The sequence below is a fragment of the Barnesiella intestinihominis YIT 11860 genome (assembly GCF_000296465.1).
In the GTDB taxonomy this organism is placed as follows: Bacteria; Bacteroidota; Bacteroidia; order Bacteroidales; family Barnesiellaceae; genus Barnesiella; species Barnesiella intestinihominis.
In genome coordinates, this window is sequence record NZ_JH815206.1 from 132,900 (window position 1) to 157,321 (window position 24,422).

22 protein-coding genes and 1 riboswitch are annotated in these 24,422 nt (G+C 47.0%); of the genes, 2 read left to right on the forward strand and 20 right to left on the reverse strand.

The features are described from left to right. Positions 1-4 precede the first annotated feature (4 nt). The 9 genes from argS to HMPREF9448_RS12560 form a co-directional block, all read right to left on the reverse strand. The gene (argS, locus tag HMPREF9448_RS12520) at positions 5-1,798 is read right to left on the reverse strand and encodes an arginine--tRNA ligase (RefSeq protein WP_008862944.1); all 1,794 of its coding nucleotides are present in this window, start codon (positions 1,796-1,798) and stop codon (positions 5-7) included. An 847-nt stretch (positions 1,799-2,645) separates the two neighbouring features. Further along, on the reverse strand, positions 2,646-3,260 hold the full coding sequence (locus HMPREF9448_RS12525) for a hypothetical protein (RefSeq protein WP_008862945.1): 615 nt from the start codon (positions 3,258-3,260) through the stop codon (positions 2,646-2,648). A 76-nt stretch (positions 3,261-3,336) separates the two neighbouring features. After that, positions 3,337-3,963, reverse strand: coding sequence for a LysO family transporter (locus HMPREF9448_RS12530; protein WP_008862946.1), 627 nt, complete (start codon positions 3,961-3,963; stop codon positions 3,337-3,339). After that, positions 3,960-4,238: a LysO family transporter gene (locus HMPREF9448_RS12535; RefSeq protein ID WP_008862947.1), complete on the reverse strand. Its 279-nt coding sequence runs from the start codon at positions 4,236-4,238 to the stop codon at positions 3,960-3,962. Before HMPREF9448_RS12535 ends, HMPREF9448_RS12530 begins: the two co-directional genes overlap by 4 nt. A gap of 818 nt (positions 4,239-5,056) precedes the next feature. After that, positions 5,057-6,256, reverse strand: a complete 1,200-nt coding sequence (locus tag HMPREF9448_RS12540; RefSeq protein WP_008862948.1) for a DUF3843 family protein — start codon at positions 6,254-6,256, stop codon at positions 5,057-5,059. Positions 6,257-6,341: 85 nt separating this feature from the next. Beyond that, positions 6,342-6,647, reverse strand: a complete 306-nt coding sequence (locus tag HMPREF9448_RS12545) for a DUF3467 domain-containing protein (RefSeq protein ID WP_008862949.1) — start codon at positions 6,645-6,647, stop codon at positions 6,342-6,344. A gap of 2 nt (positions 6,648-6,649) precedes the next feature. Next, positions 6,650-7,312, reverse strand: a complete 663-nt coding sequence (locus HMPREF9448_RS12550; RefSeq protein WP_008862950.1) for a NigD1/NigD2 family lipoprotein — start codon at positions 7,310-7,312, stop codon at positions 6,650-6,652. A gap of 14 nt (positions 7,313-7,326) precedes the next feature. Further along, on the reverse strand, positions 7,327-7,998 hold the full coding sequence (locus HMPREF9448_RS12555) for an ABC transporter ATP-binding protein (protein ID WP_008862951.1): 672 nt from the start codon (positions 7,996-7,998) through the stop codon (positions 7,327-7,329). Next, on the reverse strand, positions 7,995-8,714 hold the full coding sequence (locus HMPREF9448_RS12560) for a tRNA threonylcarbamoyladenosine dehydratase (protein ID WP_008862952.1): 720 nt from the start codon (positions 8,712-8,714) through the stop codon (positions 7,995-7,997). Before HMPREF9448_RS12560 ends, HMPREF9448_RS12555 begins: the two co-directional genes overlap by 4 nt. A gap of 397 nt (positions 8,715-9,111) precedes the next feature. Between HMPREF9448_RS12560 and HMPREF9448_RS12570 the strand changes: the two genes are divergently transcribed. Beyond that, the gene (locus HMPREF9448_RS12570; RefSeq protein WP_008862954.1) at positions 9,112-9,402 is read left to right on the forward strand and encodes a hypothetical protein; all 291 of its coding nucleotides are present in this window, start codon (positions 9,112-9,114) and stop codon (positions 9,400-9,402) included. A gap of 84 nt (positions 9,403-9,486) precedes the next feature. Here HMPREF9448_RS12570 and HMPREF9448_RS12575 read toward each other — a convergent pair whose 3' ends face one another. After that, positions 9,487-10,356, reverse strand: coding sequence for an AraC family transcriptional regulator (locus HMPREF9448_RS12575; protein ID WP_008862955.1), 870 nt, complete (start codon positions 10,354-10,356; stop codon positions 9,487-9,489). Positions 10,357-10,468: 112 nt separating this feature from the next. Here HMPREF9448_RS12575 and HMPREF9448_RS12580 point away from each other — a divergent pair, with 112 nt between their 5' ends. Next, the gene (locus tag HMPREF9448_RS12580) at positions 10,469-11,632 is read left to right on the forward strand and encodes an acyltransferase family protein (RefSeq protein WP_008862956.1); all 1,164 of its coding nucleotides are present in this window, start codon (positions 10,469-10,471) and stop codon (positions 11,630-11,632) included. Between the two features lie 546 nt (positions 11,633-12,178). Here HMPREF9448_RS12580 and HMPREF9448_RS12585 read toward each other — a convergent pair. The 10 genes from HMPREF9448_RS12585 to miaB form a co-directional block, all read right to left on the reverse strand. Further along, the gene (locus HMPREF9448_RS12585; RefSeq protein ID WP_008862957.1) at positions 12,179-13,684 is read right to left on the reverse strand and encodes an arylsulfatase; all 1,506 of its coding nucleotides are present in this window, start codon (positions 13,682-13,684) and stop codon (positions 12,179-12,181) included. Positions 13,685-13,761: 77 nt separating this feature from the next. Beyond that, on the reverse strand, positions 13,762-14,238 hold the full coding sequence (gene nrdG, locus HMPREF9448_RS12590) for an anaerobic ribonucleoside-triphosphate reductase activating protein (protein WP_008862958.1): 477 nt from the start codon (positions 14,236-14,238) through the stop codon (positions 13,762-13,764). After that, positions 14,238-16,619: an anaerobic ribonucleoside triphosphate reductase gene (locus tag HMPREF9448_RS12595; protein ID WP_008862959.1), complete on the reverse strand. Its 2,382-nt coding sequence runs from the start codon at positions 16,617-16,619 to the stop codon at positions 14,238-14,240. Before HMPREF9448_RS12595 ends, nrdG begins: the two co-directional genes overlap by 1 nt. 51 nt (positions 16,620-16,670) lie before the next feature. After that, a riboswitch (cobalamin riboswitch) is annotated at positions 16,671-16,878 on the reverse strand. 817 nt (positions 16,879-17,695) lie between these two features. Beyond that, positions 17,696-18,745 (reverse strand): tRNA preQ1(34) S-adenosylmethionine ribosyltransferase-isomerase QueA, encoded by a 1,050-nt coding sequence (gene queA, locus HMPREF9448_RS12600; RefSeq protein ID WP_008862960.1) that lies wholly within the window; start codon positions 18,743-18,745, stop codon positions 17,696-17,698. Between the two features lie 11 nt (positions 18,746-18,756). Next, entirely contained in the window at positions 18,757-19,476 is a 720-nt protein-coding gene (gene truB / locus HMPREF9448_RS12605) for a tRNA pseudouridine(55) synthase TruB (RefSeq protein ID WP_008862961.1), read from the reverse strand. Positions 19,477-19,486: 10 nt separating this feature from the next. Continuing rightward, positions 19,487-20,284 carry an undecaprenyl-diphosphate phosphatase gene (locus HMPREF9448_RS12610; RefSeq protein ID WP_008862962.1) on the reverse strand — a complete coding sequence of 266 codons (798 nt, stop codon included), beginning with the start codon at positions 20,282-20,284 and terminating at the stop codon, positions 19,487-19,489. Between the two features lie 26 nt (positions 20,285-20,310). Next, positions 20,311-20,577, reverse strand: coding sequence for a DUF3098 domain-containing protein (locus HMPREF9448_RS12615; RefSeq protein WP_008862963.1), 267 nt, complete (start codon positions 20,575-20,577; stop codon positions 20,311-20,313). 14 nt (positions 20,578-20,591) lie between these two features. Further along, positions 20,592-21,473 carry a cell division protein FtsX gene (locus tag HMPREF9448_RS12620; RefSeq protein WP_021891771.1) on the reverse strand — a complete coding sequence of 294 codons (882 nt, stop codon included), beginning with the start codon at positions 21,471-21,473 and terminating at the stop codon, positions 20,592-20,594. A 192-nt stretch (positions 21,474-21,665) separates the two neighbouring features. Beyond that, positions 21,666-22,856: an MFS transporter gene (locus HMPREF9448_RS12625; protein WP_008862965.1), complete on the reverse strand. Its 1,191-nt coding sequence runs from the start codon at positions 22,854-22,856 to the stop codon at positions 21,666-21,668. A gap of 14 nt (positions 22,857-22,870) precedes the next feature. Next, positions 22,871-24,235, reverse strand: a complete 1,365-nt coding sequence (gene miaB / locus HMPREF9448_RS12630; RefSeq protein ID WP_008862966.1) for a tRNA (N6-isopentenyl adenosine(37)-C2)-methylthiotransferase MiaB — start codon at positions 24,233-24,235, stop codon at positions 22,871-22,873. Positions 24,236-24,422 lie beyond the last annotated feature (187 nt).

Below are 24,422 nucleotides of genomic sequence, written 5' to 3' on the forward strand. Positions count from 1 at the left end.
TTTTTTACATACGGTCGGGCACTTCGATACCGAGCAATCCCATACCGGTTTTTATCACTTTGGCGACGTTGGCCGAAAGCATTAGGCGGAATGCCCGTACTTCGGCGTTTTCTTCGCGCAGAATCGAATAATCGTGGTAGAACTGATTATATTCTTTCACCAAATCATACACATAGTTGGCGATAAGCGAAGGACTGTATATGCGACCGGCTTCGGCAACCACAGCAGGGAAATCGGCCAAATGCTGAATGAGCGAAATCTCTTTTTCAGAGGGTTCTACCTTAGCGGTGTCCACTTGGCGATAATCGATACCGGCTTCGGCAGCCTTGCGCATGACCGAACAGATGCGGGCGTGGGTGTACTGAATGAAGGGTCCCGTGTTCCCGTTGAAGTCGATCGACTCTTTGGGATTGAAAGTCATGTTCTTGCGGGGATCGACTTTCAAGATAAAGTATTTCAATGCACCTAAACCCACGATACGAGAAATTTCTTCTGCTTCCTCGGCAGTACAGCCGTCGAGTTTACCCAATTCGGCCGATGTCTCGCGAGCGGTGGCGATCATCTCGTCCATCAAGTCGTCGGCATCCACTACCGTACCTTCGCGCGATTTCATTTTTCCTTCGGGCAACTCCACCATACCGTAGGAGAAGTGCACGAGATCTTTGCCCCATTTGAACCCGAGTTTGTCGAGCAATATAGAAAGAACCTGAAAATGGTAATTTTGTTCGTTGCCCACCACATAAATCATCTTATCGATGGGGAAATCTTTGAAACGCAACTTGGCCGTACCGATGTCCTGCGTCATGTACACCGATGTTCCGTCGCTGCGCAATAACAATTTGTGGTCGAGCCCCTCTGCCGTCAAGTCGGCCCATACCGAGCCGTCCTCTTTCCGATACATGATACCCTTTTCCAATCCTTCGAGCACTTTCTCTTTCCCTTCGAGATAGGTCTGCGACTCGTAATATATCTTATCGAAGTCCACGCCCAAGCGACGATACGTCTCGTCGAATCCGGCATAAACCCAGTTGTTCATCATCTCCCAAACCGAACGAACCTCGGGATCACCGGCCTCCCATTTGCGCAACATGGCGCGGGCTTCCTGCATGAGCGGCGAGGCGGCCTCGGCCTCTTCGGGGGTCATGCCTTTGGCTTCCAGCTCTTTCAGTTCTTGTTTGTAATGTTTGTCGAACAACACATAGAAATCACCGATAAGGTGGTCGCCTTTTTTTCCGGCCTTTTCGGGAGTAACACCGTCGCCCCATTTTTGCCAAGCCAGCATCGATTTACAGATATGAATACCCCGGTCATTGACGATATTGGTCTTCACCACCCGATTACCATTGGCTTTCAAAATCTCGGAAAGACTATATCCCAACAAGTTGTTGCGCACATGTCCCAAATGTAACGGTTTGTTGGTATTGGGCGAGGAATATTCGACCATGACCAAAGGAGCATCGGCGGCAGCTTTATGCGTCCCGAAATCGGCCTCCTCGTCGATGTGATGCAACATCTGGCTCCAAAACGAAGGAACGATCACCAAATTGAGAAAGCCCTTGATTACATTGAACGAAGCGACTGCCGGCTCATTGGCGAGAAGATACTCGCCTATCTCCTGAGCCGTAGCTTCGGGAGCCTTATGAGAGGCTTTCAAAAAAGGGAACACCACCAACGTGAGATTTCCTTCGAACTCTTTCTTCGTCTTTTGAGGAACTGTCGTCCCGGGAGCTGCCTCGATTCCATACAAAGCTTTCACCGCTTTGACCGCAGCATCGGATATAATCTGTTCTATTTTCATGTACTATACTCGTTTAATGGGTACAAAGATAGTGCAAGATGAGAGCAAAAAGAACAAATCCATTTGTTTTTTTGCCGAATCGCAGCCTATATCGGACTTTTGTCAAAGATAGTACAAGGCGAATGCAGAGCAAAAAGAACAAACGGATTCAGTAGAAAACTCATGAGGGCAGACTTGAATGTTAACAATGAATCCTTTGTCGGCAACCACATTCCGATCTCCTCGGTAAGTGGTTAAGAAAAGCAGCCAAATAGATTTTTGATGATATTCAACCCCTCCGTCACTTCGTGCCACCTACCCTATATTTTACTGGGCAAAACACCCCGTAAGGCTACGGGATACGGCAGGGAGGAGGGAAAATACCCACAAAGCATCGGAGCGGATAAAAGCTGTTCAAGAGGATACTTTCAACACTCTCCCTCTGCTCATCGTAGATGAGATAGGGGGAGTGCCCGCAGGGCGAGGGGGTTAAACCTTCAAAATATAACATGCTATTTTCCAACCCCTCTCTTCGTCGCTATCGCTCCTCTGTCTCTCCCCTATATTTTGCGCTGCAAAACACAGGGGAGAAGTATTAATGCCTTCAACAACAGGAATAGGGTAGTGTATCTCCCTCTTACCGTGCTCCGTAGCATTACAGGGCACAGCAGGAGAGGAGGGTGGAAATCTTTCGACAACATCGCTCTGCCGCTGTTTTAATTTTTCTTTGCTTTGCGGGTATTTCTCCTTCTCCCCTGTGCCGCAAAGCAGTACAATAGGAGAGACACCGAAGAAACGACAGTTTCTGAGGAAAGGGGTTAAGAAGAATCGCTTAGAAATTTTTAAAGGGTTTAGGAGAACCTCTTTCCTATCCCATGCACCATGCCGCTGCGGGCTGCGGCGAAACGGGCAGATGCGGGAAATATCCTTTGGGAGAGGGAGGCGGAGGTGTAGGCGGCGCAGGAAGGACTTTGGGCAACCGGAGCGATTTGCCGGTCTTCTTGCGACGGCTGCATTTCGCCAATCGCCCCCGCTTCCATTGTTTGCGTTTTTCCTCCATATCCTTTTTCACCTCATCTTTGGCAGCCCAATAACGACAAGCGACCTCTTCCCAAAAACGACTGGCAAATTCTTCATAAGGATGCTTTTCACCCTCGGGCAAATCATACGCATCGGTCTCGTCGATGGCACTGACAATAGACGAAAAATAATATGCCGCGCGTTTACACCATCGGTAACGCTGCACATATTCCCCCGGCAAACGTCCCTCGGCTATCATTTTGTCGATGTCGTTGTCGGTTTGTTGCTCTTCCTGTTCCCGGCTGTGCCGTTCGAGCGTATCGACACAGCGGGTTACCGCCGTGATCTGTTTCGGTTGAGTCTTGGGATCGAGCTCCAACAGCTCGTTATAGTATTTGAGCAGTACGGCTTGGCGGGTCGATTCTATCGCCGTGCGCAAGTTTACAAAAGGTTCTTCTACCATCGTCGCGTATTTTTCGACAAATGTATGATCGAGATACGTTCTTTTTTATGGCATAACCGAACTTTAAACAGGCCGCTCAACAGAATACATTAATAAGAAACGGCACGCTTACTTCGAGTGCTATGCCATGTAAAATAGCTATCGGTATGAGTTCTTCTCCCTTATACGAACTTCGCACGATCATGGGAAGGCACACGTCCATCGAATTGATACCCGCTACCGAAATAGGAACCAACCTCCCACCCCAACGAGCGAGAACGGGTGTACCGAACAAAGCGATCATCTCGCGTATGACATTGGCGAGCAAAGCGATAGTCGCCAATTCGGCAGCTCCTTGCGGACCGAGAGTGGCACTTTTAATGTCGGCTATCAACACCGACGATAACGAGTAATACCCGAAACCGCTGCCGATCGTCAAACAATCGTTCAAATCACGCCCATGCAGCAAAAAAACACCTATGGCCGAAAATAAAAGCGTACCACCGATAGTAAAAACAGGCAAAAGAGACATGCGGGGATTAAGCGAATGGAATAATCCGCGTAAATCGTTGTTCGAACCTAAACTAATTCCCACTTGTACAATCAACAGCGAAAGAATAATTATAGGCAAATCATGACCGAGCAACCACTCCGGAGCGAAATCGCCCAACCCTACAAATACCCCGGCAAGGAAACAAACCAAAATCATCAAATTCCCTTTCATGATTCACCTCCTTTCTTAAAAAACAAACGTTGAGCTACACGAGCGGCCACAATACTCCCAAGCACTCCGAGGCAGGCAATTACAGCCGCTTGCCAACCGAAATTGTAAAAATTATCTACGAGATTACGATCGGACCCTATCGACACCCCGAACACAAATAACAGGACACAAACGGTAATCTGTATACTCCATTTCGTCACGCCGACGAAAGAACGTCCGCGCAACATATATCCTACGCCAACACCCAAAACCAAAAGGATCAAAATACGAAACATAATTTGACTGTCTTTTATGCCACAGACTACAACGACTCCGTCGTCGTATCCGAGCTACGTTTATACGAATGAAAATAACCGGATAGGGCTTCCGCCCGCAAAAGGGGAAAAGAAAACGAGATTTTACAGATTATCCCCCTAAAAATCGATTGGCAGTCAAATAAAGCCGCTGAACCAATGGACATGCACGATCGAAAGCGCACGTACTCCCCTGCGCCTTACACCGAAACAAATATGCTTGCCCTGTTGAATCATACGAATAACTGAATAAAAATTCGAATGCAAAGGTAATACTCTTCTCCGAATTCTCCAAATCAGGCACACCATTTTGTTTTCGCTACCGAGGGGAGAAGAAAGAATACATCTCAACTTTCCCATGTATTTCTTTCCGCCTTTATCGGGCGGTGAAGCCAAAAGGAAAACGGCGGGTAACGGGCAAAGTAATCCGATACTAACTATAAGATGAAACGCTTTCGGTTAGGTGGAGCTTGTCCAGCTTTTTGGGGCAGTTCACCTTTAAACTCCTCCCCTTGCCGTGCCCCGTAGCATTGCGGGGTGTGGCGTTAGCCATATAGGGGAGGTGGCACGTAGTGACGGAGGGGTTGAAATGCGCTATCTCATCAGTCGGTTTATATCAGATATTTAACCCCCTCGCCCTACGGGCACTCCCCCTATCTCATTCTACGATGAGCAGAGGGAGAGGATTGAAAATGGTATTTCTCGTTTCGGCACAAAGATAGCTTTGTACCCTTCTCCCCTATCGCATGATACTACGGGACACGGCTGGGGAGATAGGGATTAAAAAAACTCAGCGGTATTTATACTGCCCGGTAATAATCCTGCAAAAGACAGCGGGCGATGAAGTCCCAGTTTTCGGCTACAAATGCGGAGTCTCCGTCGGCGAAGCGGGCATCGGGAAGCAGTCGGTTTTCGCACAAATAGATGAGTAGGTCTATGGGGCATCGCCCGGGTACGGTAAGGAGCGACAATGCATCCCTTCGGGCTACCTGCGGGTCGTAACAAGGATTGGCAGGGTCGCATACGCATTGGGCTATATCCGAAGCGATGAGCATGCCTTTGTAAGGCGTGACATAGAGAATAAAATTCTTTTTCCCGGCGAGGTGCGAGAGATGTCCGCCTTCTGTTTCTCCCCATTGCATCCCTTCGGTAAGAAATTTGTCCAACTCCGAGTAAGAGTCTATGTATTTGACAGGCATGCCTCCGGTTTCTCGGGTGAATTGCCGGTAATAGGGGTGCAGTTCCTTTTTCTCTTCCGCTTCTTCGGGGAAGGTGTGTTGCCAAAGCAAAGAGACCCATTCGTGAGCAAAGAGCGCCAAAGGTCCGGCCGGCAGAGTATATAGCGATTCCCGACGCAGTTCGCCGAGCTTGGCGATTCTTTCTTTGTCTCCATGCGATTTACTCTGTGCTTCGTGTGAAAGCTGCCGGGCGAGCGAACGATTGGAAGGACCCAACAGAAACGAATCCCAAAAGAGCCATTCGGCGAACCGGTAACGGGCTTCGGGGTCGTCGGTATCGTTCAGCTCGGGAAGACAAAATTCTTGTAACAAGGGTGAGTCGGGAGCTGTTTCGTATTCCGACTCTAACAGATCGTAAATCGTATCGGCCGTTGCGACGAGACGGTTGTCGAGCGGGGAAAGAATCTCGTGCAAGGAGTCGTGCGTACAAAGCAGATACCAGAGTAGCACTCGCAGGTCTTCCCGGTTTACTTCCCCGTCGTAGTAATTCTCGGCGGGAAAGAATGGCAGGATACGACCGTAGAGCGAGCGGTGATGGGAGAGAAACGTTGCCCACAATCCCGTACCCGACAGAATATCGGCAAAATAACCTACGACATCGCAACAAAGACTTTTGGTGGCCTCCTCGGTTAATCTTTCTTTCAACGGAGATATGTTTACGAGGTCGTATACTCGGTTGGCCAGCTGCGTATAATAACGATCGCTGTCGGTCGTTTGCGTATAAGGCTGTCGAGAAAGCCATTGTTGCAAAGTGATGTTCATTGTCTTTCCTTTTTTACGAGATTAGTTATTCCGAGTCACACCCGAAAAGATAACGAGTTAGAGAGAATTCGTCTCCTGTCGGTTGTCAGGCTTCCCCGCCGGGAGCCATGAAAGGAGGCATACCGCCCCGTTGAGGATCGTTCATTTGTATAGGCCCGAATTGAGCTTCGTATTTGCGTATGTTGTCCTGCAAGGCGAATAACAATCGTTTGGCATGCTCGGCCGTGAGAATGATACGCGATTTCACCGGAGCTTTGGGAGCACCCGGAGTCATGCGGATAAAGTCGATAACGAACTCCGACGGAGCATGAGAAATAATAGCGAGATTGGAGTAAATGCCTTCGGCTACTTCGGCAGACAATTCTATCTGGATTTCCTTTTTTTCTTCCATAATCAGTTCAGTTTAAAGTAATAGTATTTATAGTTGAAATTTACTTGATTTACATAAAGTTGCAGCGTCGTATAAGGACGGCTTCGATAAGCCGAGATATTGAACGACGAGTATAGATTGCTCCAATGTCCCTCGGGGTCGTCGTTGCGACTGTGTCGCAACTGTACTTTCAAAGTATCACCGGAAAGCTCGGCTTCGTCGGCGACAAGCAGGATGCTGTGCGGCCGGCTGTGATAGTCGATACGATACCTCAGATTAAGGAAGTCGCCGGTTTTCCATACGCTTTGCAAATAAAGAGTGTCGTCGGGCAACTGGTCGATTTTGTCATGGGGTACTATTCGAAGCGTGTCGAAATGAATAGCCGAAAGCGCTTGTATTTCTACCTGCTTTTTGTGTTCCGACAACGTTTCTATCGGGCGGTATTGCAGCAATACGCGCACTCCCTCGCCCATGTCATCGCTGTTTACTTCCGAAACGGGATAAAGCGTATCGACCGGAGCGGAATCGGTTGTCTGGTAGGTGAAATAAGGATTGCCTTTATTCGTATGGCAAGTGACGATGTCGGCATAGAAGATGCCGTAAATATCTTTTTCATCGTCTCCGCAAGCCGTTGCGAAGATAGATAAAAGGATAAAGGAGCAACCATATAACCAACTCTTTTTCATTTGTATGCCTTGTTTTATTCTTCGACAGAAGCGGGAGAAACGATGGAACCGTCTTTCATGAAGAGGGTACGATCGGTCATTCGAGCCAACGTCTCGTCGTGCGTGACGATGACGAACGTCTGTTTGAACTCGTCACGCAGGTCGAAAAACAGTTTGTGCAATTCGATTTTGTTTTTCGAATCGAGACTTCCCGACGGCTCATCGGCAAGTATAACAGAGGGGCGGTTTATCAATGCTCGGGCGACGGCTACTCGCTGTTTTTCACCGCCCGACAGTTGAGCCGGTTTGTGTCCCAGTCGGTCGCTCAGGCTCAGGAAATCGAGTATCCGCTTGGCTTCCTGTTCTGCATCCGATTGTTTTTTCCCCCCGATGAGAGCCGGAATCATCACATTTTCGAGAGCCGTAAATTCGGGCAGCAACTGGTGGAACTGGAATACGAATCCGATGTTACCGTTTCTGAAACGCGCCATTTCCCTATCGGGGAGGTTATCCACCCGCCTGCCGTCGTATAAGATTTCCCCGCAATCGGGCTTGTCGAGCGTTCCCACGATCTGCAACAAGGTTGTTTTGCCGGCTCCGCTCGCCCCCACGATGGAGACGATTTCGCCCTGTTCGATCACGGCGTCGATACCTTTCAGTACCTCCAAAGAACCATAGCTCTTGTGTATGTTTTTTATCTCTATCATACTTCTGTTAGTTTTCTAATGACATGCCCCGCCAGATAACACCCGAAGATTGCCGGCAGATAAGAAATTGTCCCGACGGTCGATTTTTTGTTACGTTCTCCTTCCACGACCACGACGGCGTTACGATCGGCCTGCTCGGTGGAGAATACCGTTTTCAGACCTTTGGAGATACCCTCTTTCCGCAATCGCAATCTCACCGCTTTTGCCAAAGCGCAATGGTAGGTATCGGCTATGTCGGCTATCCGTATGGCCGACGGGTCTTTGCGTCCGCCTGCACCCATCGATGAAACGATTTTGATTTTATGCCGCAGGCAATAGGCGATCAAAGCTACCTTCGGCGCCAGCGTGTCGATGGCATCGATGACAAAATCTATTTCGCCGCCCTCCAACAAAACAGGTATATCTTCCTCTTCGATGAAACGGTGTTGTGCCGTCAACTTCAAATCGGGGTTTATATCGAGAAACCGTTCTTTCAACACCTCTACTTTGGGTTTTCCCAAGGTACTGTGCAAAGCGACCAATTGTCGGTTCAGGTTGCTCTCTGACACGGTGTCTCCGTCGATAATCGTCAAAGCTCCTATACCGGCTCGCACGATCATTTCGGCGGCATAAGCCCCTACACCACCCACCCCCACGACAAGGACGTGGGCATTTTGCAATCGCTTTATCGGTTCATCGCCAAACAGCAGCCGGGTACGTGACAACCATTCGTCCATCTTTTCTTATGCGGTTTGTCTGTATATAATTGAATGACGAAGATACTCTTTTTTACCGAAAATCGGAAATGGCCGAGGCAAATTAAAGTCGAACGCATTGGCGATAGTAATATGGATAACGGTTTTTCGTCGATTCAGAAATGCGATTTGTCTTTTACTCACGACTTCCGTGGCACACGGATAGGCAGGACGATAGTAATCGATATGATTTTTATTCTATTTATAGATTTTATTCACAGGATTTTTGGTAAAAATAAGATTCATTGGGTTTTTCGGTAATCTCCTCATTGTATATTTGCGTTGTAAAATAATACGAAATAGACTATGCCGAGATACTAAGGCAACCTTGCTGGCTTTCTATTTTGTAAAGTAGTCACCTATTAAAAATAAAGTAATTATGAAGAAGTTTCTTGTTATGGCGTGTATCGCCGCTGCTTCGATGATAGCCTTGCCGGCTGTGGCTCAAACGACTACCGGTAGTAAGACCCAAACGGAATGCTGTAAAAAAGGCAAAGCCGATTGTAAGAAAGAGTGTAATTGCACCGATTGCAAATGCAAAGATTGTAAAGCGACGGCTCCTTGTTGCGACTCTAAGGCAAAATGCAACGACAAGGCCGATTGCTGCAAACAAACCAAATGTGATAAGGCTAAGGCTCCTTGCTGCGAAAAGAAGAATGTAAAAAAGTAAATTTTGTTGTTGAAAGATGAATTCGGGGCGACCGCAAAATTGCGGTCGCCTTTTATTTGATGACCCGTAGTTTTCTTTGGAATATTATGCCGGAGTCGTGGTTATGTCCGTGTGGCCATGCCCCATGCGGTTCCTGTATTTCGTAGGCGAGACTTCTTTGTATTTCAGAAATGTCCGGCAAAAATGAGATAGATTATTAAATCCTACGCCGTACGCTATCTCGGAGACCGATTTGTCCGTCGTCGACAACAGGCGGCAGGCTATATCCATACGGTAGGTATTGAGATAACTCGTAAACGATACCCCTTTCATTCGTTTGAAAAAGACGCAGAACGAAGAACGGTTCATATGTACGAGGGTGGCGATTTCGTCGATAGGAATATCGTGATTATAATGCAAGGAAACATAAATCTCTATCTGTTGTATCTTCTTGTCTCGTTTCTTTAACGGGCGATTGATTCCTGTCGGATTCATCTCGTCGGAAAGAGCCAGATGTCCGAGTATCCGTATCACTCCCGATAATTGTCCGAGCGAGTCGGTTTTTATTATTTCCTGCATTTCATGCCTCACATTTTTCAATAAATCGCCTCGTAACTGAAAGGCCGTGTGTTGCCGGCTGTCGAGATGTCCGAGCGGCCCTATTTCGGGTAACGTAACCGAGAGTTCTTTAAACAGATTTTTCCTGAAAAGCAGACAAATATCCTCTACCACATTGCCGGGATTGTTGTCGAATATCCAACCGTGCAACATGTCGGGCGGTATTAAAAAGATTTCATCTTTCGTGAAAGGTTGCGATTGGTCGCCGATAACGAATGTGCCGCAACCTCTGATAATGTAGATAAGTTCCCAGTCCGATTGTGTATGAATGGGAAACTCCTCGGACGGGTTTAGCAAATCGTGTAATACGAGAAAAGAATGCGTACCTCCTGTCAAGTGATAATATTTGGATTCCATCTGGGACTGTTTTATATAAAATGTAAATATAAATCAAAAGTTTCGAACTATATGCAAATATCAATCAAAATAAGAGTCCTACTTTTGTACCCGTAAAAAACAGCATAATATCATGGAGAAAATCACCGATGCGGTTATGTCCGAAAAACCACGTTATGCTATTCTCGACGGATTGCGAGGAGTGGCTGCCGTGATTGTCGTCGCCTTTCATTTGTTTGAAACTTATTCCAAAGGTCCCGCTTATCAAATATTGAACCACGGCTATCTTGCCGTCGATTTCTTCTTTGTACTTTCTGGTTTCGTGATCGGATATGCTTATGACAATCGATGGGGAAAGATGTCCACTCTGGCTTTTTTCAAACGCCGTTTAATCCGGTTGCACCCTATGGTAATCATGGGGTCGGCAATAGGCGCATTGTTGTTCTATTTCGGTAATTGCGAACGTTTCCCTCTTATAGACCAAACTGCATGGTGGCAGGTACTGCTCATGTTTCTGCTTGCCTGTACGATGATACCGGCGCTTACCAGTTGGGATATACGAGGCTGGCAAGAGACCAATCCGCTCAATGGGCCTACTTGGTCGCTCCTGTGGGAATATCTGGCGAATATTCTTTATGCTTTGGTCGTCCGTAGGTTCTCCAAAATCGCATTGGTTTGTTTTGTTTCCTTTGCGGCGTTTTTGACACTCGATTTGACACTTAATCTCGATGTGTTCGGGTTACTTGCCCATCGAGACATTACGGCTTATACCGTTATCGGAGGTTGGAGCATTACCCCCGAACAGGTCTATATCGGTATCGTTCGGGTGCTTTATCCGTTCTTCGGAGGATTATTACTGTTTCGTATAGGAAAACTTATTCGGGTAAAGGCCGGCTTCTGGTGGTGTTCGTTACTCGTCGTTGCAGCTTTGGTAATGCCTCGTATCGGAGGCGAAACCGATGCTTGGCAAAACGGTATCTATGATGCGGCATGTATACTCCTTTTGTTCCCCGTTATCGTGGCGATGGGAGCCGGCAGCGAGGTAAAGGGGAAACACAGTGTGGCCGTATGCAATTATCTGGGCGAAATCTCCTATCCGCTCTATATTACCCATTATCCCTTTGCCTATATGCAGATGGCGTGGGTGACACACAATCCTGATGCATCTATGGGAGCGCACGTATTTGTCTCCGTATCGACGTTTATCTTGTCTGTCGGTGTGGCACACGCTTGTTTGAAACTCTATGATTTGCCTGTTCGCAATTGGCTGAAAAACAGGTTTCTTGTAAATAAGTAAGGCCAGTCTATTTGGAACGGCAACATGTAAATCGAAATATTCTGCATTTTCATTAGCATCGGATTACCGGTAGTAATACCTACACTTTACTCTGCATCGCAATATGGCGATATAAGGAGAATACCCACAAGGCAAGGGGTGGAGGATAAATATCCCATAACCCGACTAATGAGATGGCGTTTTCAACCCCTCTGTCCTTCGGACACCTCCCCTATATTTTACTGTGCAAAACACAGGGGAGGAGGTGAATCCCCATAAAGCTCCGAAGGAGTAAAAACTGTTAATGTGATACTTTCAATCCTCTCCCTCTACTCATCGTAGATGAGATAGGGGGAGTTCCCGCAGGGCGAAGGGGTTGAACTCTACAACCAAATGATCTTTTTCAACCCTTCTCCTTAGAAACTATTGTTTCTTCGGTGTCTCCTCTATATGGCTAACATAGTACCCCGTAATACTACGGGACACGGCAGGGGGAGGAGTTTGAAAATGTATTAAACCTCTCACCCTATATTTCGCTATTGCAAAGCACCGAGGGGGAATTGAAAATCATTCTTTCGGATAATGAGGACTGTATAGCATTTTCTTTTTGCGAACGACCAACCGCCCGTCTTTCACGAACTCTTCTCCTCGTTCACCGAGGTGACGTATCATTCGAGCACGCAGCTTTTCCAACCGTCCCTTGTACTCTTTATCGTTAACGGCATTGTGGAGTTCCTGCGGATCTGCGACAAGGTCAAACAATTCTTCCTGTCCCGTGTAAAAACGCCATACATACTTTATTTTCCCATCGGTCAACGCACACCAGTAGTTGTCACGACTATAACAAGTGGCATGTTCCAAATCGATGTATTCTCGCCACCCGGTATCGGTTCCTTTGGCCAGCGGTAAAAGAGGGCGTCCGTCCATATCGGCAGGGACGGTTGCCCCGGCTATATCCAAGAAGGTAGGTAAAACATCGCGCAATTCCACCGGATTATCTATTTTCTCAGCAACCCCACCGACATTTGCCGGCCACTTCGCGATACAGGGAACATGAACCGAGCCCTCATAGGGATAAGTCTTTCTCCAATGATAGTGGTCGCCCATCATATCGCCGTGATCCGATACGAAAAAGATGAGAGCATTGTCATACATACCTTTGTCTTTCAACGCTTGAACGATACGTCCTATTTGTTCGTCGATAAAAGTAATATTGGCATAATAGTGTCGCTTGGAATTACGGACATATTCATTACCGAAATTTCCATAAGGGGCATCCGAGGCAGCCTCTTCGGGATTCAACCGCTTTGCATATCTACCGCACCAATCCCCTATCGCCGGGTCGGGAACATCGACGTTATCATACATATCCAGAAAACGTTGCGGCGGATCATACGGACTGTGAGGACGGGCAAAAGACACTTTGAGGAACAAAGGACGGCTCTCGGGGTCATAATGGCTGATGAGATTGCAAGCCATTTCGCCGGTCCAGTACGTGGGATGTAGTTTTTCATCTAATTTGTAAACCCCAGCACCGTGATCATTCCACCAAATACCTGTTGCATCGGGGTTCTTCCCGGGAGCTTGCACTTGAAACCACTGTCGATAATCACTGGTAAAATGGGGGTCTTGCCTGCGGCCGCTCTCATCTAACAACGTTCCGTCAAATCCGTGTTTCACCCGCTGGGGATACCAATGCATTTTCCCGATACCAAAGGTGTAATAACCGGCGTCTTTCAACATTTGAGGCATCTCGTACTCATACTTCGGCGCTACCCGTCCATATCCTAACATTCCGTGATGCCACGGCGACATTCCGGTCAACAATCCGGCACGGGCAGGTGTGCTGCTGGGACAGGACGAATAGGCATTCATGAACAAAGTTCCTTCGTTGGCAAGTTTGTCCAAATGAGGGGTAATGACAAACTCATTTCCCATACACCCCACAGCATCGCCCCGCTGTTGGTCGGTCATAATCAATATAATATGGGGCTGTTTTTGTGCATTCGCAAATGAGGAGCAAAATCCGGCAGAGAGAGCCAATGTGCATTTCAGGTTAGTCAAGGCATTCATAATTATCGTTTATTATCACACAAACGATACAAAAATATGATTTCCACAAGTCAAAAACAATAAAACCTCGGAAAACTCTACCGGCATTCCGACAAATGCAATATCCGTTGATTACTGCTGCCCCGGAAAGAGAGAGCCGGATCAAAGAGCGATTGGACGAACGGACCATCGACAAGGGTGTCGATATAGTCGAGACAGGGACGGCGGGTCTCGTCTTTTAACAGGGACTCGTAGGTATAGCCGGTGTAACACCAGACGTTTTTGTGAGTTTCCTCTTTGAGGCGACGGAGCAGAGCCAACAACGCAAAAGGGTTGTAGAAAGGGTCGCCGCCCGAAATGGTGATTCCATCGAGAATGGGATTGTCGTTTATCTCGGCGACGATACGGGAGAGAATAAGCTCCGTGAGCGGCTCGCCGGCCACCGGACTCCAACTGCCGGGATTGTGGCATCCCCGGCAATGATGGGTACAACCGGCCAGATAGATGGCATAGCGTACCCCGAAACCGTCGGAGATAGTCTCGGGGTAAACATTGATGATGTGAAGCGGTTCCATTATTTGTGTTTCACACGGTCGCGCTCTTCGGCCTGCTTAGCGGAATTCCACGATTCGAGGCTTCCGGTGAGGTAACCCGTAATCCGTCGCATGCGCGATATATTCTCGCTCTTGCAAACCGGACATTGCGTATAGATGACACCTCGATAACCGCACGAACGACAGGTATCTACCGGGTGATTGATCGACCCGTAACCGATTCCTTCGTCGTGCATCACTTTCACGATTTTGAGAATGACAGAGACATTCTTTTTCGCTTCACCGTCGAGCTCGACATAGGTAATGTGCCCACCTTTCGTGATAGCATGGAAAGGAGCTTCTTTCTTGATTTTCTCGACAATACCCACCGGTTCTTTCACATCGATATGGAACGAATTTACGTAGTAGTCCCGATCGGTCACGCCCGGAATAACACCGTAACGTTTGCGGTCCATACGAGTGAAACGTCCCGAAAGCCCTTCGGCCGGAGTAGCCAAAACCGAGTAATTGAGATTGTAGCGGGTCTTGTACTCCTCGACAACATTGTTCATCACCCGTATGGCATCATAGAGTGTGTTCCATGCCTCTTGGTTATGAGCATGGCCTTCGCCGTAAATAGCACACATCGCATTGTGCCCGCCAATGAACCCGATACCCAATGTCCCGCTATCGATGACATCGCCCACCTCGTCGTTGGGTTGTAGCTTACCACCACCTTTCCAAACGTCGTTGCCCATCATAAACGGGAACTGACGGGCAAGCGCTTTGCGCTGGTATTCATAACGCTCGTAGAGTTGCTCGGCAATCATCGATGCCACACTGCGCACTTTCTCCAAAAATAGAATACGGGCTTCCCGACGAATAGCATGCTTGTCGCCGTCGGGATGCAGCTCTTCGGCCTCCCGCCGGGCCTCGATAGCCAACCGGGGCATATTCATCGAAGTAAAGGAGAGATTACCCCTCCCCCACGAACTTTTAACGCCGTGTAAATTCTCGAAGACCCTTGTACGGCATCCCATCGTCGCCACTTCGTAACGGAAACGGTCGGGATCATCGGCTTTCCAAAGGTCGTTTTTGTTGTATTCGGTATCTAAAAAGAGGAAATTGGGGAAGAGCGAAGTAGAAGTCGTGCGACAGGCTTCGAGCAACAGGTCGAAATTAGGCGCCTTGAATTTGATTTTTCCCGCCATCGCTCCCTCGAAATCGTCCATCGCGGCATCGTAATCCTCATCGGTGTAAGAGACACTATCTTTTACCTTAAATATCTGTATGGGGAATACCGGGACTTCACCGCTACCAAGCCCCTCGACAGTCGCCGAAAGCAACTCCCGCATGACCATACGGCCTTCGGCCGAAGTGTCCGTCCCATAATTTATTGAACTGAACACCACTTGATTACCTCCACGAGAGTGCATGGTATTGAGATTGTGAACCAACCCCTCCATAGCTTGATGCGTATCTTTACGAGTCATCTCGTAACTTTGTCGCCAAGCGGTATCGAGTTCGGCAACAGAAACGTTCACCCCTATCTCTTTCAAACGCTCGCCCAAAGCGGCCTTCTGTTCTTCGGTCATATCGATCGAAATGATTTCTTCCCGAAACAAATCTTTCAACGCCGGCATATCTTCCATTCCGTGCAAACGACAAATGAAGCCTACCCCGTTTTCGAGGTGCTTGCGGAAACTCTTCAAGACGCCCGGCGCCATAAAATGGTCGAAAGCCGGAATGGATTGCCCGCCGTGTTGCTCATTTTGGTTGGTCTGGAAAACGATGGTGGCCAACGTGGCATAACTCTGTATGGACTGTGGCGTACGCACCGTACCGTTTTTGGTATGGAATCCCCGGTTGAAGATGTCCTCCAAATCATATTGTACGCAAGTGGTCGTCTTGGTGGGATAGTAATCGAGGTCGTGAATGTGTATGTCGCCTTCCCGGTGTGCCCGTCCATAACGAACCCCGACCAAATATTTATAGGCATAATCTTTCGTGACCTCCGAGGCGAATGTCATCATTTGCCCTGCCGGTGTATGAGACGACATATTGGCATTGCTCAGGTTTACGTCGTTCTTCTCGACTGCCACGATACCGTCCATCACCTGCTTCATCGATGTGCGCTTTTCACGTTCTTTGGTACGCCACTCCCGATAAATGATAAATTTCTTCGCTACCGAGGGATTGCGCATCATCAATTTGCGCTCTACCAAATCCTGAATCTCTTCTACCGAGATATTCTCCCTATCGATGGCAGCGGCAACCTCGGCCGTAACTTGTTTAATAGAGGTCTCGTCGTCGTTCATACCGTCGGCACGATAAGCCTTAGCGATAGCCCGCTCGATTTTCTCAATCGAGAAGTTCTCTTTGGATCCATCACGTTTCGTAATGGTAATACATGCATAGTCCATGCTGATGTTATTAAAGATTCGATACTGCGAACGCCTCCTCGAACGTTCATTTGCTTCTCTCCCACTTCGGCAGGTCTTCTGACTTTTCCCAATCCGAAAACGCCTTCCCGATATTCAGAAACAGATTCTTTATCAGTGGCCTGTGTCAACGGACTTTCGCAGGAATTACAGCAGCGGGACTGTCCGGGATTCTCACCCGATTCCCTTTTTATCGATTGTGCCTCACAGCGACAACCGAACCGAAATGCGAGTGTAAAGGTACATAAATTCTTTCCAAGAAAACAACAAATCTACACACAAAAGTTTCCTGTTTTGGAAAACTTTTAGAATTATTTTATCAAGAAAGTTTCCTAAAACGGGGAATTATTGCCCATTAATATAGCACTTTTATTTTTTCTGAAACTGCCCGAAAAGATAGTGTTTTCATAGAGTCTCTCAACTTTACTTGTCGGTTTTCTTACTATTACAAGCGAGGTCGATAATCAGTGAGAATATCGGCTCAGTAGGAAATCTAAGGGAATTGCCCTTTTGCACAACCATAAAGTGAAAAGCCCGCCCTTCTCCCCCTGCGTTTTGCCATGTAAAATATAGGCAAAGTGGCACGTAGTGACAGAGGGAGTAATACTACAAAAATACTATATGCCATCTTTCCAACCCCTCTCCTTAGAAACGATAGTTTCTTCGGTGTCTCCTCTATATGGATAACATAGTACCCCGTAATACTACGGGACACGGCAGGGGAGGAGATTGCAGCCCAATCCGTTCCCCTTGCTGCGTTTTTTCAACCCCTCCGTCCTTCGGACACCTCCCCTATATTTTGCTGTGCAAAACACAGAGGAGGAGTACACTTTGTATAGAAATTTAAACAAGAATCAACCTTTCACCGAAAAGTCCGGATTGTGTTTGTCGACAAGAGACTCATCGCTAAAATCCATATCTACCCCACGGATTTTCGGCTGAACCGTAAAAGGCAGTTCAGTAGATACTATCGGAATCAAAGGATCGTTCATCGAAAACAAAAGGAGGAATACGTAGAAAACGCTATTCCTCCCTATTATAAAAGTACCCAATCGATTTTACAAAATGAGCATGGCATCGCCATAAGCCCCGAAACGATAACCTTCTTTCAATGCCGATTCGTATGCCTCCAAAACGATGTCATAACCACCGAACGCAGCTACCATCATAAGCATAGTGGAAAGGGGCATGTGAAAGTTCGTCACCAAATTGGTTGCCACCGTGAAATCGTAAGGAGGGAAAATAAACTTATTGGTCCAACCGTCATACGTTTTCATGTGTCCCCCCGTACTTACAGCACTTTCTATCCCTCGCATCACCGATGTACCCACGGCACACACTTTACGACCTTCGTCCTTAGCATGGTTCACGAGTTCCACCAATTCGGGAGTCACTCTCATCTGCTCGGAATCCATCTTGTGTTTCGTGAGGTCCTCGACATCGATTTCACGGAAATTACCCAAGCCGGAATGAAGGGTAAGGAACCCGTAATCGATTCCTTTAATTTCCATTCGTTTCAACAGCTCACGGCTGAAATGCAGACCAGCGGCCGGAGTGACAACGGCACCTTCGTTACGAGCAAAAATATTCTGATACCGATCGGCATCCATCTCTTCTACCGGACGGGCGATATAGGAGGGCAACGGCATTTCTCCCAACTTGTAAAGAGCTTCCTTAAACTCATCGTGGGAACCGTCGTAAAGGAATCGTAACGTGCGCCCTCGCGAAGTCGTATTGTCGATTACTTCGGCCACCATAGAATCGTCGTCGCCGAAATAGAGTTTATTTCCGATACGAATCTTACGAGCCGGCTCTACCAAAACGTCCCACAACCGATTCTCTTCGTTCAATTCCCGTAACAGAAAAACCTCTATCTTAGCTCCTGTTTTTTCCTTATTACCGTAAAGACGAGCCGGAAAAACTTTGGTGTCGTTAAACACGAACACGTCTTTCTCGTCGAAATACTCGATAATTTCCTTAAAAATGCGATGTTCTATTTTCCCCGTCTTCCGGTCGATTACCATCAACCGGGATTCATCACGGTTTTTAGCCGGATATTGAGCGATTTGCTCTTCGGGTAGTTTGAATTTAAATTGGGACAGTTTCATATCTTTAATTATTATTCTTTTTTCTCTTCTTCCAAAACGGGTTCAACGTCTATATGGTCTATCATGTCGGCGACCTGTTCGACCGAAAGGCAATCGGCAAGAGTCACGTCGCCCACTCGTGTACGGATCAATCCCACAAGGTGGGCTCCACTACCGAGCGCCTCTCCGATGTCACGAGCCAAAGCCCGAATATAAGTTCCCTTGCTGCACACGACCCTGATTTTGATTTCGGGCAATTCGCAAGAAAGCAACTCTATTTCGTCAATAACCAATTCTTTGGGCTTCAAGTCGACCGCCTGCCCTTTACGGGCCATATCGTACGCCCGGCGGCCATCGACTTTACAAGCCGAATAAGAGGGCGGTATCTGCATAATCGAACCGACAAATCGAGGTAAAGTTCGCTCTACACTTTCACGGGTGATATGTTCATGGGGATAAACACCATCTATCTCAGTTTCCAAATCGAACGACGGTGTCGTCGCTCCCAGACGCAAAGTCGCTATATATTCTTTGGTCTGATATTGAAATTCTTCTATCCGTTTCGTCGCTCGTCCCGTGCATATAATCATCACGCCCGTAGCCAACGGATCGAGAGTTCCCGCATGCCCCACCTTCAATTTTTTTTGTTTGATGCGGCGGAGTATACGCAACCGTATGCGCTTGACCACATCGAACGAAGTCCAATGAAGCGGTTTGTCGATATATATGATTTCGCCTTCGTTAAAGTCCATATCGGCGATATTAGTGAACAAGCGAATAAATTATAGCACAAGCTCCCATCGCCACACAATAGATAGCAAAATACACTAATTTGCCATTATTGACTAAACGGAGCATCCACTTACACGCCAAACACCCCGACACGAATGCGGCAAGAAATCCGATAATCATCACCGGTATGGACAATCCCGACTCCGCAGGAGAAAACCCTCCTTTCATCAAATCAAGAAGAGCCTCGCCCAAAATAGGAATAATCACCATAAGAAACGAGAATCGGGCCACCTGTTCTTTTTTGTTTCCCAGCATGAGTCCGGTAGCAATAGTCGTACCGGAACGCGAAAGTCCGGGTAAAACGGCTACCGCCTGCGAGAGACCGATGATAAATGCATCTCGATAAGATATATCTTCTTTCACCCGAGGCCGGGCATAATAAGCGAATGTCAACAACGCCGCAGTTACCAGCAACATGATGCCGACTAATAACAAACCGTTGCCAAAAAACGATTCTACATAGTCTTTCAGAAACAGCCCTACGATACCTACCGGTATCATGGACAAAGCTATTTTTGCCAGATATTTCGTTTCGCTATTCCACGTAAAACGGAAAAGTCCACGAAACAAAATCTCCACTTCCTTCCATAGTACAACAATCGTACTACATACTGTCGCCGTATGCACCAACACGGCAAAAGTGAGGTTCTCTTCACCTTGTATACCGAACAATGCATTCGCGATTTCGAGGTGTCCGCTGCTACTTACCGGCAGATATTCGGTGAGCCCTTGCACGAGGCCCAATATAAGAGATTCTAACCAAGTCATAATGTGATCAATGAAAATTAACGATATTATTTCGAATTACGCATGATCGCATAGACCATGAAAACGAAACCAGCAAAAGCTATACCGGGCGCCAACACGATACGACGGAAACTAAATATATCGGGGTTATAGGCCTCCGGTGTAGTACCGGGCCCCAGCATAAGCAGGAAACCGACGACGATCACAACGAACGCCACAGCTATAAGTATAATATTAGTCTTGCCGAGGGCAAACTCCGTTTTCTTTTGCTCTCCCGGAACAACGGACTCAGATTTCATTTTCTTAGATTCCATACATAAAAGTTTTTTCAAATATAATACAGGTCATCTCTATCCATACGAATATAACGATTAACAGCCCAATAAGCCGAAACCGCCGTTAAGATAATCCCTAAAATCAAAACCGACAAAAAGACCAATACCATCATGGGAACAGACAGCAGGGTCGTGAAGTTCTCCATCTCGGACATCAGATAATATATGCAACCCGAAAGCAACAACATAGCTATTACCGATGCAACGATACCGTTAATCACATTGGAAACGATAAAGGGCCGACGAATGAATGCCGGTGTAGCCCCCACCAGTTTCATCGTGTGGATAAGAAAACGCTTGGAGTAAGCTCCTAATCGAATCGTATTGCTTATCAACGCAAACGAAATGAGCATGAGAACTATCGCCAATGCCAATAACACCAGTCCTATACGACTCATATTGTCATTGACCGACTGGATAAGGTCTTTCTGATAAAGAATATCGCTGACGATCACTTGCCCACGGAGATTTTTTTCAATGACGGCCAAACTGTCGGTATTGGCATAATCGGCTTTCAATTTAACCTCAATAGACGATTGAAGCGGATTGACTCCCAACACGTCCTCGGGATTTTCTCCCAACTCGATCATCACCTCTTTCAAGGCATCTTCCTTCGATATATACTGCGCCGCCTTCACATATTTGGAACGTTCGAGCATTCTTTGCAGTTGATGCACCTGACGCTCGCCGGCCGATTCGTTCAAGACAATGGAGAAACCTATGTTTTCTTTGACATGACGGGATAGATTAGTCGCTAAAAATCCCATCAAAACCATAATCCCCAAGATAAAAAGAACCAATGAAACGCTCAATGTCGAAGTCATTCGGGCATTCAGAAAAGAAATCCGTTTGCTGAAAGAAGCCTTATTGTTCATATCTCTCTTTTTTACCAAATCGATGCACCTTTTTATGAGGGAAAGAACCTCTGTTAATAACTATTTCGACATCATTATCCCCTCTCTTTTTTTCATATCGGAAAGCAAAAGGATAGTTTTAGCCCAAATTTTATGCAAAATAAAGTCTATATCGTTGAATTCGCTTCTTTTATTCACATATTTTAATAAATTCTATCTCAACTTATGATTTTCGAAATGCGCCGCCGTTTTCATTTTAAAGAGTACATACCCTATGGCACACAACACACAAGCCGTCGCATAGACCGTTGCATAATTCGATACTTCGGCTATCTGTCCACCGATGAGAACACCCAGCCCAACCCCTAAATCCCAAGCGGTAAGATAGGTGGAATTGGCTGTTCCCCGTTGATTATTGGGAGCCAGATTGATAAACATGGTCTGATAGGCCGGACAAATACAGCCATAGCCCAACCCCAAAATAACAGCCGCCCCATAGTACCCCCATTCATTACGCACGGCTACAAAAATCAGATAGCCCAGCAAAGAGAGCAACATGCCGACAAGGATATTACGGGTGACATATCCCCGGTTAAGCCAACAGCCCGAAGTGAGCCTCGACAAAATCAACCCTACGGCCAACAAAACAAAGAAAAAACCAGCTCCCGAATCGATACCCAACTCTTCTTTACCATAGACAGCAAGATAGGTGGAAAGCACACCGTAACTGAACGAGAAAAATATAAGCGTCAAAGCCTCGGGCATTCCCTTCAAAAGCAGGAAACGGTCGAGCGAAACCGGCGGCTTTTCAAGTATCGGCTCGCGGCGATAGGGCATTCGAATAGTCGAAACGCATATCAGCCCGATCGTGGCAGAAACCATCGAAAGCAAAAATATATAATCGAAATTGGCAAAAGAATCGTGAATATAAAGCGACAACGTAGGCCCGACAGCCATAGCCAAATTGTTGCTTACTCCGTAATATCCTATGCCTTCGCCCCTACGGGACGACGGCATGACATCGATAGCCACCGTGCTATTGGATACGGTAAGAAGCCCGAACGCTATCCCGTGCCCGGCACGAATAATGGCGAATAACAAGAGCGTACCGGCCAACAGATATCCCCCGAAAAAAAGGAGAAAAGTGAAATAGCAGATAAGCAGCAGTTTTTTACGGGGAAAGGTATCGACCATATACCCGGCGAACGGACGTATCATCAGCGCCGTGATGGTATAGGAAGACAATATGAATCCTGCCGTCGAACGGCTTGCTGCGAACGCTTCGCTCAAATACATGGGCAAAACAGGCAACAACAAATAAAAAGCAAAAAAAAGCAGGAAATTCCCGGCAGCCACCGCACAGAAGCTATGTGTCCACAATTTCTCACGAACGACCTTTTCCATCGACTTTTTTCATTTTATTCAAGCGCCTCGCCCAACAGAGTGGCCGACGATGCATCGTTCACTTTTACCCGGACAAACTCTCCTATGCGATGACTACCTTTATCGAAAACAACAACCTTATTCTGCGATGTGCGACCGAACAACTGTTCGCGCGAACGTTTTGAAAAACCTTCTACCAAAACTTCGAACTCTTTGCCGATATCCTTGCGATTGCTTTCGAGAGAAAGCTCGTTCTGCAAATCGATCATACGTTGCAAACGAGCAATTTTCATTTCCTCGGGAATATCGTCGGGCAAGTGTTTGGAGGCATACGTTCCGGGGCGTTCGGAGTATTTGAAAAGAAACGAGGAATCGAATCCCACCTCTCGCATCAAATCGAGAGTCTCTTCAAAATCGGCATCGGTTTCGGAGTGAAATCCGCTGAACATGTCGGTCGTAATGCCGCAATCGGGTAAAATATGGCGAATAGCGGCAATACGGTCGAGATACCATTCCCTCGTATATTTCCGGTTCATCAACTTCAAAATGCGATTGCTCCCCGACTGCACCGGAAGGTGTATGTGACGGCACACATTGGGGTAAGCAGCGATAATTCTCAGAGTCTCGTCGCTCATATCCTTAGGGTGGGAGGTCGTGAAACGCACCCTCATACCTTCTGCCGACTGCGCCACCAACGCCAACAGTGCCGGAAAATCGACAACAGTCCCATCGGGACGTTCATATCGATAGGAATTTACGTTTTGTCCCAACAAAGTCACCTCTTTAAAACCCTTGATTTTCAAGTCGGCCAACTCGCCGAGAATGCTCTCGGGCTCGCGGCTACGCTCACGACCACGTGTGTACGGGACTATACAATAGGAGCAAAAATTATTGCACCCTCGCATAATCGAAATGAATCCCGAAATACGGTTATGACCGATACGAGAAGGTATGACTTCCCGATAGGTCTCGGTCGTGGAAAGCTCCACATTCACGGCTTTTTCTCCCCGTTCGGCAGCTCCGACCAAGTTAGGTAAATCGAGATACGAATCGGGACCGACCACGAGATCTACGCCGTTTTCGGTAATCAACTGTTCGCGAACCCTTTCGGCCATACAACCCAAAACCCCTATCACCAAAGATTTCTTATGTTTACGCAACGATTGAAAATAGGACAATCTCGAAAGGACCTTTTGCTCGGCGTTATCCCGAATGGAACAGGTATTGACAAATATGGCATCGGAGTCTTCGATCGTATCGCAAAGCGTATAGCCTGCCATCTGCATAATCGAAGCGACCACTTCGCTGTCGGCCACATTCATCTGACAGCCATAAGTCTCTATAAACAGTTTCTTCTCCTCTCTTTTTTCAAAAGTATCTTTATCCGATATATTTTTCATTCTATCTGTTTTTTCTTTCGTTTAATTTTAATTTATAAAAAATTCATTCAGAAAAGTAATATTTTTATCATTAAAATTTGTTTTTTAAAAAATATTGTTTTTCTTTGCATACACATTACATGAAATTTTTTCATAGTTAAGGTTTAGGTTAAATCGGCTAAGAGTTGTTGAGAAACAGCTCTTAGTT